Genomic DNA, 11,647 nt, shown 5'->3' with positions numbered 1-11,647 from the left:
TTAACTTATAGCTGTAATTACCATACTTTCATATATGTTATGTCATAAGATCTCAGTTTTTAAGAATGTTTTATATTTATGAGTTATATATATCACCGTCTTGACTAATTTATCAGACATTATGAATGCAACTATTTTTAAATAATTTTTCTGTAATCTATTTATTAAAAAAACTAAATCATAACATTGTTGTTTAAATCTAATATTATCTGTTAATATTATACTATATATTTTATTTTTAATTAAATTGATTAAATGATTTTTATTGAATTACATAAATATTAGTAGATTAAATGATATAGCTTACATCTATTACATACATCAGATAAGTATAAAAATTCTTCCCTACATAAAAAAATTTTGTTTATCTAGATATACTCTAAAATATCTATTTAAGTTGAATGGTACATGCTTATAATAAAATTTAGAATATATAATAAACAAAAATATATTAATCACCAATATTGAATATTTTCATTTGCATACTTTTTTCTTTTGTCTTCCCGGTTCCATTATTAGTGACTAGAGCATTTTCCTCAAGAATTAAATTACGCCACTCAATATCTAATGCATTACGCTGCAAAAATAACTGTTCACGTTGAGCAACACATAATCGCGTTTGATATGTAATGTATACAACAAAAATCGCAGAAATTAATATCATCATTAAAAGCGATATTGCTATCTTGCTATTATGCATTAAATCTATAAAAATAATCTGCGGTAAACTATATCGCTTATTTTTCATAATCTAGATGCGCTCTGCAATCCGCAAAGTTGCACTTCGAGCTCGTGGATTATTACAGATTTCAGTTATATTTGGCATCATCTTATGTAGTGATTTTAGGCGTCTCCCATCTAAATGATCAAGTTGAGCTTCGGATATTGGAAAACCAAATGGCACCTGTCGTCTGTTACTGTTCTCTCTGATAAAATTTTTTACTAAACGATCTTCTAAAGAATGAAAGGTAATCACTGAAAGACGACCGCCTGATTTTAAAATTTGTAGCGTACCTGAAAGCACTTCTTTAATCTCTTCGATTTCATTATTAATTACCATGCGAATTGCTTGGAAGCTACGTGTTGCTGGATGTTTCCATTTTTCCCTAAATGGAATAGCTGTATAAATTACATCAGCCAAATCTTTAGTGCGGGTTATCGGATTCTTATGATTTCTTTTTGCAATTGCACGAGCAATACGTTTCGCAAAACGCTCCTGACCGAAAGCCCGTAAAACAAAAGCAATATCTTTTTCTTTTGTGCTCAACAACCATGTTGCCGCTGATTGGCCACGAGAAGGATCCATACGCATATCCAACGGTCCGTCCTTCATAAAGGAAAAACCACGTTGAGCATCATCTATTTGTGGTGAGGAAACGCCAAAATCTAGCATGATGCCATCAATTTTTCCCTTTAATTGATGCGTTGAAACATATTGAGCCATCTCAGAAAAAGAACTGTGAACAGCAGTAAAACGAGGATCAGTAATTTCAGATGCAATAGAAATTGCACACGGATCACAATCCATGGCATATAGACGCCCCTCCGTTCCAAGGTGCGATAAAATTACACGTGAATGCCCACCACATCCAAAAGTTCCATCAATGTATATACCATTCGATTTTATATTAAGCCCATTAACTGCTTCATTTACTAGCACTGGTATATGTTTTAAAATAGTTTGCATACGAATTTGTTAATTTTTAAAACCTATTATAGATGTATAATTATATTAAATAATTTTACATCTCCATTGTTTGCCTCAATAATGTGATTTAATTTTTCTCTATTAATTCCATAATATTTTTAAATTATTATATCTTATGTTCAAAACCTTCAATCTGGATGTACCCATGAGTTAAACGCAACTCTTTTAATCCAGAAAAACTCTATATGAATATTAAAATTTAGTATGTTAATAAAAATGTACAAAATAAACCGAATGTTTCTCAAGCAAAAATCCCGCTTACTTTAAATATAAAACTATATATTTAAATGATTTTCCACTCATAGTTAGGTAAGCATCTTCAATAGATACTAATACCATTAGTTAATAAAAATATGCATTTTACATAAAATTTTATTGAAATAAAAATATAAATATCATGTCTCTATCATTAATTAGTGTAATTATACTGTGTTATCACTCAATATATTAAATGGATAGGATGCTTCTCTTAAATATTGCTGATAAAAAATAAATAAAATTAGGTAATTTTTTTCTAATTAAAAAAATCAGTTGCTACAACCCCATTAAATTAACTAATACCACCATATTAATCAATTGATAATAATGGGTATTATCAAGTCACTTAATCACCTATCTTTTTTCTACATTGATTTTCTATAATCTTTTTTATAACTTATTAAATAATCAGTAGTTATACTTACGACATCACATAACAAATAAATAAGTCATGCTAGATTTTTCATACATCCTAATCTTCTACCTACTAAAGATGTTGATAAAATAAACTTGAACGTGAAATTTTCAGGTAAGATAAGGGGATTTGTTTTCAAAAAATATAACGAAACTTTTTTATTTAAACTTGATTATAAAGTATATAATAACATTTAATTATATATTAATACACTTTTAAACAAAAGCATTTATTAAAACTAATAATTAGTTAAGAAAAGTATAGCATACTACTCATAAATACCTCTAATAAAAGTAGAACTATTAGCACTTGCTATCTTATTTTTAAAGTAGTCTATAAAAAAATCTACACATAAAACGTTTTTATTTTAGATCCAGATTGTTATAAACAATAACAAATACTAAGTGAATGACCAACTAATTACAGACTAATCTTTTATAAAATCTCTACGATCATAGATATTATCATGATATTTAAATCTATTTAAGAAACACTCATGGTATAATTTTATCTAACACAACACATTCAATTAATGCATCCAAAAGAAAAACATCTTAAAAAAATCCAAAACAGTTATTTTTTCGGATAGATTACATTAAAAATGTGATTACCGTGTCAAATAATTAAATAAAAATCACGGTGAAAACGTAAATTTTTTCTCTATCCCCTCACATAAGTAAGCTACACAAAATAAAACTTTTCATATAAGATGAGTTAATAATTAATAAAGATAATCATATTTGTTACCTAGAAACCTGGAATCTTTTTATTTTCAAACACTATTGATCATTATATTGATAATATAAAAATACTAAGATATTAAATTTTACAAAATAGAACTAACAGTATAGATAACGCACTAAATAGACTTGTACAGAATATAAATAACTAAAAATCTCTATTAAAATTAACTCTTAATATCATAAAACTAACCTGATGAATAAAAAAACAATACGATGATTATATCATTAAGAAGAAATATCGTTGTTAACTAGGAAGATCCATGAAAATTACAGTATTTGGTGTTGGTTATGTCGGTTTAGTTCAGGCTGCTATTTTAGCTGAAGTTGGACATGATGTGCTTTGTATTGACATCGATGCTATAAAGATTCAGCGTTTAAAAAAAGGAAAAATTCCTATTTTTGAACCTGGTCTTTCTCCGCTAATTATCCAAAACTGTGAAGCGGGACGCTTACAATTCTCCATTTATGCAGAGGAAGGAGTGGGTCATGGGTTAATACAAATTATTACTGTTGACACACCATCCGATTCTGATGGTATGTCTGATTGTAAAAACGTTCTCTCTGTTGCGCGTGTAATTGCTAAATATATGGACCACTACAAAGTAATTCTAAACAAATCAACCGTTCCAGTTGGAACTACAGAGCATATTAGTTGTTTAATTAAAAAAATTTTAAAACAACGTGGTATACAATTGAAATATGATGTAATGTTTAATCCTGAATTTCTGAAAGAAGGTACAGCAGTTACTGACTGCATGAATCCAGATCGCATTATTATTGGGGCTAATAACACAAACGCTGTTAAACTTTTATATGAACTTTATAAGCCGTTTAACCAACATTGCAACCGTATGCTCCTAATGGATATTCGCAGTGCTGAGCTCACTAAATATGCCGCAAATTGCATGCTTGCTACTAAAATTAGTTTTATGAATGAAATAGCTAATCTGGCAGAACTCCTGGGTGCTGATATTGAAAAAGTAAGGCAAGGAATTGGCTCTGATTCACGCATTGGAAACTCGTTTATTTATCCTGGCTGCGGTTACGGTGGTTCTTGCTTACCAAAAGATATACGCGCCTTAATACGCATTGCTGAAAAACTTGGATATCAGTCATATTTATTAAAAGCAGTAGAAAATATTAATGAAATACAAAAACATAAACTACTAACCTTAATTAAAAATCATTACAAAGATGACCTAAAAGGAAAAACGTTTGCCCTATGGGGTATCTCTTTTAAGCCTAATACTAACGACATACGTGAAGCTTCTAGCAGAATTATAATGGAAACATTATGGGAATTTGGAGCTACCATACAAGCTCATGATCCAGAAGCAATACAAGAGACAAGACGTATTTATGGTTTTCGGAAAGATCTAAAACTTATAGCCAAAAAAGAACTAGCACTAAAGCATGCAGATGCTCTTATCATATGCACAGAATGGAATGCTTTTCGAGTACCAGATTTTAATCTAATAAAAAATACATTAAAAGAACCAGTAATTTTTGACGGACGTAATTTATATGACCCTAAACAAATGAAACAACGCGGATTTGTTTATTATGCTATTGGCCGTGGAGAATCCATTCAAAAATCCCTTAATACCGCATTGGATAGAGATATAAATGACTAATTACTACATAGATATAGTCTAAACTTTAGTGTTTATACGACGATTATAAAAATACAGATCCATATTAATAGAAGCATTACTAATATGTAATCATAAGTTAAATAAAAATGATAATTGTTTTTTTATTATCACATTATTTCTTTAAACGATGACAAAACTAAATCATAATTTACTTTAACAAATAAAAAAATACCACAGTAATAAATATATTAAAAATATACCACTTAATCAGTACCGCCTACAGTTAACTTATCAAGTTTTATAGTAGGTTGCCCAACACTAACTGGGACAGTCTGCCCTTCCTTGCTACAAAATGAACCCCCCGTGTCTAACGCAAGATCATTTCCTACCATTGAAATATTCTGCATAGCTTCAATGCTAGACCCAATGAGTGTGACTCCTTTAACAGGAGTGCTCACAGCACCATTTTTTATTAAATAAGCTTCTGAAGCAGAAAAAGCAAATGTTCCAGATATAATATCTACCTGTCCACTATTTAATTTTGTTATATACAATCCATAATCGATACTTTCAATAATTTCTAGTGGCGTTGATAATCCTGATAACATGTAAGTATTAGTCATACGCGGCATCGGCAAATGTGCATAGGACTCACGGCGACCATTGCCGGTAGAACTCACACCCATAAGTCGAGCATTCAATTTATCTTGTAAATAACTTTTTACAATACCTTTCTCAATTAATACATTGTATTGACCTGGTACACCCTCATCATCAATAGACAGAGAGCCAGACAGCCCATACATCGTGCCATCGTCTACTATAGTACAAAGTTCAGAAGCCACTTTCTCACCGATCCGACCACTAAATATAGAGTTTTTTCGTCGATTAGCGTCACCTTCTAAGCCATGGCCAACTGCTTCATGCAAGAGCACACCTGGCCACCCAGAACCTAAAACAACAGGAATGGATCCTGCAGGAGCGGACGTAGCATATAAATTAACTAAAGCCATGCGAACAGCATCACGAGCCCATGATTCAGCTCGCACTTCACCGGATACTTTATCCAAAAAAAACTTATAACTAAAACGACCACCACCGCCACTTATGGCTTTTTCTAGTTTACCATTATCCTCTACTTGTACGTTAATCGATAATCCAATCAGAGGACGAATATCACCTACTAAAGTTCCATCAGTTGCCGCAACTAATACCTGTTCATATGAGGTACTTAAATGAACTGAAACATCCTGAACGCGCTTATCAGTCATGCGCGCTACTTGATCAATTGTATGAAGTAATGCAATTTTATCTTCAGATGTAAAAGCCTTAAAAGGATCCTGATGTGAGTATTTTTGGAAAGACATCTCTTTCTTAAAACAATCAACTCTTCTATTACCCCTCTCCAACGCAATACTTCGTGCAGCAATAGAACTCTGACGCAAAGCTTGTAGTGTAATATCATTAGAATAAGAAAAACCAGTTTTTTCAGCAATAACAGCGCGAACCCCTACGCCATGATTAGTATTGCAATAGACATCTTGAATAATTTTATCTTCTAATGTCCACGATTCATAATAAACATGCTGAAAATAAAGATCACCATATGTAATATTTCTCTCAGACAAAAAATCTAAAGTTGAAGATAAATCTCTTTGAGTTAAATTATTTTCAGTTAAGAGCTTCTCATTTATTAAGGTTACGTTCATAAATGTCCATTTTATATAATAAAACTAAAAATAATAATATGACCACCAAAAATACTATAAGTGGTATCACTGGAATGTTAAATCCGCGAAGATTATTCCTATATGAATCAATTTTACAATTTAACGCATTTAAAAATTTATAGTATATCTAATTTATACAATAAATATAAAGTCAATATCGCTTTATAAACATATATGAATAACATGACTGTTACTAACTACTAAAATTCTTTGCTTAATTTGGAGATTTTACTATTTTTAATATTCATCTACTATAAACTTTATAAACATTGACACGTAATGAAAATATATTTAAATATATACAACTTACTTCAAATATATAGATCAATAATAATATTAAATATTTAACTAAAATATAGTAATAGAACTATAGCTCATTAATCGTTGATAACGACGATCTAATAGTTCTTCTTTACGTAGAGTATCTAAATCTGCTAGATCTTTTAAAATTTGCTGTTTCATTGTTTTGCTAATGATCAATAAATCACGATGTGCTCCACCCAGCGGCTCAGGAATAACACTATCAATTAATTTTAATGCTTTTAAACGAGTAGCAATGATGGCCATAGCCTCAGCAGCCACAGAAGCCTTATCTATACTCTTCCATAAAATAGAGGCGCAACCTTCTGGAGAAATTACTGCATATATGCTGTATTGCAACATATTAACCTTATCACCAACACCAATAGCTAGCGCGCCACCAGAGCCCCCCTCACCAATGACAGTGCAAATTATGGGAACCGAAAGTCTAGACATCTCCCGTAAGTTACAAGCAATCGCCTCTGCTTGCCCGCGTTCTTCAGCTCCAACACCAGGGTAAGCGCCTGGTGTGTCAATCAGTGTAATAATCGGCATATTAAAGCGCTGTGCTAAATCCATTAGACGTAATGCCTTACGATAACCTTCAGGTGCTGGCATACCAAAGTTTCGGCGAATTTTTTCTTTAGTTTCTCTACCTTTTTGGTGTCCAATAATCATCACAGGACGTCCAGAAATTCGCGCAATTCCACCAACAATGGCTTTATCATCTGCATACGAGCGATCACCTGCTAACTCGTCAAAATCAGTAAATATAGTATTAATATAATCTAATGTGTGAGGACGTAAAGGATGTCGCGCTAATTGAGCAATTTGCCAAGCACTTAAGTTAGCAAAAATTTTACGCGTCATGTAAGTACACTTATCACGTAATCGGCGAATTTCCTTATCAACATTAATATGCTCAGGCTCTGCTTGACGCTGAATTGCTTTTAGAGAATTAATTTTTTCTTCAATCTCCATAAGAGGTTGCTCAAAATCTAAATAATTGAGGCTCATAGTTATCCTATTTTAATAAAATTCTAATTTTACTTTATCAAATCCCAATAAGAATCTTAAATCATTTAGTAAACTGTCATGTAATGAAACTCTCCATGATTCACCAAAACACAATGTAACTCGGTAATTATTACCTTGATAGTGTAATCTAATAGGAGAAGTTCCTGGACAATATGGTATCAATAAATCATGTAATTTCTGTATAATCCTCTCATCTGTGTTACTTTTTAATAAAAAAAGAGAGAGATAATGCGTATGCTTTTCACGAGCCATATTTATATCAATAATCTTCTGAGCTATTATCTGCATGCCACCATTAAATCTATCAACACTCACTTGACCAGTGACAATCAAAATACGATCTCTATCTAAAAGATATTTAAATTTATCAAGTAAATCTTTAAATAATTTTACTTCAATTTTACCCGAACGATCATCTAATGTACATACACCCATACGGTGACCTTTTTTTGTTGCTATAACCCGAGACGCAACAACAACACCAGCAATAGTAGTCATTTCTCCTTTTTTAGTTGGGCGTACATCTTTTAAGCGATGCCCGCTAGTATAGTTTGAAATTTCTTCTAAATATGGATTAATAGGATGCCCAGTAAGGTAAAAACCTAAGGTTTCTTTTTCTCTCTCTAATCGAACATTTTCCGGCCAAGGTTTTACATTAGAATATGTTTGCTGCACTAAATCCTGTGACTCCAACAGTACTCCAAAAATATCAGACTGCCCCATCTCTCCTGCCTTACTGTATTGAGCAGAAGACTTGATAGCATTAGGAAGCGCGCTTATTAATGCAGCCCGATGTTGTCCAAAACAGTCTAAAGCACCAGATATAATTAATTTTTCTAAAACTCGACGGTTAATTTTTTTAATATTAATGCGCGAACAAAATGAAAACATTTCATAAAAACAACCACCTTGATTTCTTGATTGAATAATTTCTGAAATTGGAGCTAAACCAACTCCTTTAATAGCTCCAAGACCATAAACAATTTCTCCTTTATCATTAACATAAAAGTGATGCAATCCAGAATTGATATTTGGCGGTAAAACTGTTAAACCTATTCGCCAACATTCACCTACTAAAATAACTATTTTATCTGTATTATCTATATCAGCATTCATCACTGCCGCCATAAATTCAGCTGGATAGTGAGCTTTTACCCATAATGTTTGATAAGAGACTAATGCATAAGCAGCTGAATGTGATTTATTAAAACCATAACCAGCAAATTTCTCAACCAAATTAAAAATTTTCATTGCTAACACACTATTTATGCCTTTTTCTTTAGCTCCTTTTTCAAAAATGCTCCGTTGTTTAACCATTTCCATAAGGTTTTTCTTTCCCATTGCCCTACGTAGAATATCTGCACTGCCTAGACTATAACCAGCTAAAACTTGAGCAATTTGCATAACCTGTTCTTGATACAAGATTATACCGTAAGTTGACTCAAGAACCGGTCGAAGCAGCTTATGCTCCCACTGTGCATCTGGATACGATATTTTTTCTCTTCCTTGCTTGCGATTAATAAAGTTGTCTACCATACCGGATTGTAATGGTCCAGGACGAAATAATGCAACTAAAGCAATAATATCTTCAAAACAATCTGGTTTTAATCTCTTAATTAAATCTTTCATACCGCGTGATTCCAACTGGAACACTGCAGTAGTCTCAGCATTTTGTAATATCTGAAAACTTTTTGGATCCGAAAGTGAGATCTCACAAATTTCAATTAATTTAAGACCATTTTTCTTAAGACGAGCATTAATCATTTCCAGAGCCCAGTCTAGAATAGTTAGCGTACGTAATCCAAGAAAATCAAACTTAACTAAACCAGTATACTCGACATCGTTTTTGTCAAACTGAGTAACTGGGTTTTGACCCTTTTCATCACAATATAATGGTGAAAAATCAGTAATTTTTGTTGGCGAGATCACCACACCGCCAGCATGTTTACCGGCATTTCGTGTAACACCTTCTAGCTTACGCGCCATATCAATAAGAGATTTGACTTCTTCATCTGTGTTATATAACTCGATTAAACTAGAAGAACATTGCAACGCTTTTTCTAGTGTCATACCTGGATCTAACGGTACTGCCTTAGCAATGCGATCAACGAAAACATAAGGGTGCCCTAATACACGCCCTACATCACGTATTACAGCTTTTGCTGCCATGGTACCAAAAGTAATAATTTGTGAAACTGAATGACGACCATATATATTTGCTACATGTTCAATTACTAAGTCACGTTTTTCCATGCAAAAATCAATATCAAAATCGGGCATTGATATACGCTCTGGATTTAAAAAACGCTCAAATAATAAATTAAACTCCAACGGATCTATATCTGTAATTTTTAAAACATAAGCTACTAATGAGCCAGCCCCAGATCCGCGGCCAGGACCTACTGGAATACCTTGCTCTTTTGCCCATTGAATAAATTCCATCACGATTAAAAAATAACCAGGAAAACCCATTTGATTAATAACCTGTAACTCTTTATTCAATCGTTGTTGATAGCGCTCATAATGGAGAATGCGCATATCTCTATCTGGAAAACGGTGCGCTAAACGAACCTTTAGGCCATGCTGAGCTTTTTGAATTAAATAATATTCTGTAGATATTCTGCCCGTAGGAAATTGTGGCAAAAAATACTTACCAAGTTGAATAGTTACATTACAACGACGAGTGATTTCTATACTATTCTCTAACGCTTCAGGAATATCTGCAAAAAGTGTACACATGTCCTCTTCACTACGTAAATATTGCTGTGCGCTATAAGATTTTGGGCGTTTAGGATCCCCTAAAGTATAGCCATTTTGTATTGCTACGCGAATTTCATGCGCCTCAAAGTCTGACTTAGAAAGAAAACATACATTGTTAGTAGCAACAACAGGAATAGTATATAACCCTGCTAACTCTAGTGCTGCATTTAGATATATCTCTTCATTAAGTCTGCCAGTCCGGCTTAACGTAAGATAATATCGGTTAGGAAAATGTTTCTGATAAAAATTCAAGAACTTGTGTGCTTGTATTTGATTACCACGTAATAACATTTTGCCAACATCCCCTTTATGTCCACCAGAAAGTAATATCAGGCCCTCCTGATGCTCTCGTAACCAATCGCGATCTATCGTTGGACCATGCGATCCATAACCACGCAAATAGGCACGTGAAATTAAAAGCGTTAGGTTTCTATAGCCTTTATTATTAGCTGCTAGTATAGTAATATGAGGTAATTCATTACCTAGAATGCAACAACTTATCCTAAAATCAGCGCCGATAATTGGTTTTAAACCATAGTCATGGGCTATTTTATAAAATTTAATAAGACCAAATAGATTAGTAAAATCTGTAATAGCAAGAGCCGGCATCCCCATATTTGCTGCATGCATTACTAATGAAGCTATTTTTGTTAAACCATCTGTTATCGAGTAGTCACTGCGCACATGTAAATGAATAAAACGAGGCTCTGGCATCTGAATTCCTATGCGCGAGTTAGAGAATAATAAAGAAAGGAAAATTATTGTAAGCCTTATGAGACCCAATAAGGATATTTTATAGTAAAATTACAACGATAGATCTAGATTATAACGATGCTTTCACCAATGAATTGACTATATAGTTAATGTAGATTACTTAGTCTAAAACTATCTTACTTATAGAATAAATCACCGTATAAGCAATGTATTAAGACACATGTAGTAGTAAGGTGTAAATGTGATTATTATCACAATTCTTAGATATATTAAAGAAATATGACACAAGATATAAAGATAAATATACCAATATTATATATTCTCTATAGCGTACGGAGACGTGAAAAAATCAAATCTTTATACATTAAAAATAATTTTTTAACTCC

At 32.4% G+C, this 11,647-nt stretch carries 6 protein-coding genes; 1 reads left to right on the top strand and 5 read right to left on the bottom strand.

Annotated features, from left to right (window positions below; all coding sequences use genetic code 11):
* Positions 1 to 451 precede the first annotated feature (451 nt).
* Together ftsL and rsmH are read right to left on the bottom strand one after the other, a co-directional pair.
* Complete coding sequence (ftsL, locus tag ERCISPPA3004_RS01010) at positions 452 to 748, bottom strand: cell division protein FtsL (RefSeq protein WP_157990282.1); 297 nt, start codon at positions 746 to 748, stop codon at positions 452 to 454.
* Positions 749 to 751: 3 nt separating this feature from the next.
* Positions 752 to 1,687 (bottom strand): 16S rRNA (cytosine(1402)-N(4))-methyltransferase RsmH, encoded by a 936-nt coding sequence (gene rsmH / locus ERCISPPA3004_RS01005; RefSeq protein WP_157990281.1) that lies wholly within the window; start codon positions 1,685 to 1,687, stop codon positions 752 to 754.
* 1,697 nt (positions 1,688 to 3,384) lie between these two features.
* Between rsmH and ERCISPPA3004_RS01000 the strand changes: the two genes are divergently transcribed.
* Positions 3,385 to 4,758 (top strand): UDP-glucose dehydrogenase family protein, encoded by a 1,374-nt coding sequence (locus tag ERCISPPA3004_RS01000; RefSeq protein WP_157990280.1) that lies wholly within the window; start codon positions 3,385 to 3,387, stop codon positions 4,756 to 4,758.
* 224 nt (positions 4,759 to 4,982) lie between these two features.
* Here ERCISPPA3004_RS01000 and tldD read toward each other — a convergent pair whose 3' ends face one another.
* The 3 genes from tldD to dnaE form a co-directional block, all read right to left on the bottom strand.
* Complete coding sequence (tldD, locus tag ERCISPPA3004_RS00995) at positions 4,983 to 6,428, bottom strand: metalloprotease TldD (RefSeq protein WP_157990279.1); 1,446 nt, start codon at positions 6,426 to 6,428, stop codon at positions 4,983 to 4,985.
* A 369-nt stretch (positions 6,429 to 6,797) separates the two neighbouring features.
* Entirely contained in the window at positions 6,798 to 7,766 is a 969-nt protein-coding gene (gene accA / locus ERCISPPA3004_RS00990; RefSeq protein WP_157990278.1) for an acetyl-CoA carboxylase carboxyl transferase subunit alpha, read from the bottom strand.
* Positions 7,767 to 7,778: 12 nt separating this feature from the next.
* Positions 7,779 to 11,261, bottom strand: coding sequence for a DNA polymerase III subunit alpha (gene dnaE, locus ERCISPPA3004_RS00985; RefSeq protein ID WP_157990277.1), 3,483 nt, complete (start codon positions 11,259 to 11,261; stop codon positions 7,779 to 7,781).
* Positions 11,262 to 11,647 lie beyond the last annotated feature (386 nt).

The sequence above is a fragment of the Candidatus Erwinia haradaeae genome (assembly GCF_900698995.1).
Lineage (GTDB): Bacteria > Pseudomonadota > Gammaproteobacteria > Enterobacterales > Enterobacteriaceae > Erwinia_E > Erwinia_E haradaeae_C.
Note: the sequence above shows the minus strand (reverse complement) of the source record. Positions and strands in the feature narration are given on the sequence as shown.